This window comes from Culicoidibacter larvae, assembly GCF_005771635.1.
In the GTDB taxonomy this organism is placed as follows: Bacteria; Bacillota_I; Bacilli_A; order Culicoidibacterales; family Culicoidibacteraceae; genus Culicoidibacter; species Culicoidibacter larvae.
Window position 1 is genome coordinate 1 of record NZ_VBWP01000030.1, and the last position, 335, is coordinate 335.

The window sequence follows — 335 nt, forward strand, 5'->3', positions numbered from 1 at the left end:
CGGCGTTTCTTGCCTTCGAGATCGAGCGCCAGTTTGGCCATAACCATATTTTGGCCAATGCCTGCAGTAGCAATCACATGCAGTTCCTGATATATATCCCGGATAATCATTTGCGCAATCTCAATCATACTCTTATTATAGAACTTCCGGTACGTTGTGAGATCCAGTAAACTTTCGTCTACTGAGTAGACGTATAAATCCTCAACTGATACGTACTTCAAAAATATATTGACGATTCGATCACTAAATTCCATATAGAGCTTCATACGAGGCTTTGCGATAATGAAGTCATACTTACCCTGTATTTCGTATAATCGGCAGCGTCCTGGTACCCC

The 335-nt window shown here is 41.8% G+C and carries 1 protein-coding gene; it reads right to left on the reverse strand.

Translation table 11 applies throughout. From position 1 onward, the window contains the following. On the reverse strand, window positions 1–254 hold a 254-nt coding region (locus FEZ08_RS12130; protein WP_479684293.1), incomplete at its 3' end, for a Y-family DNA polymerase. Window positions 255–335 lie beyond the last annotated feature (81 nt).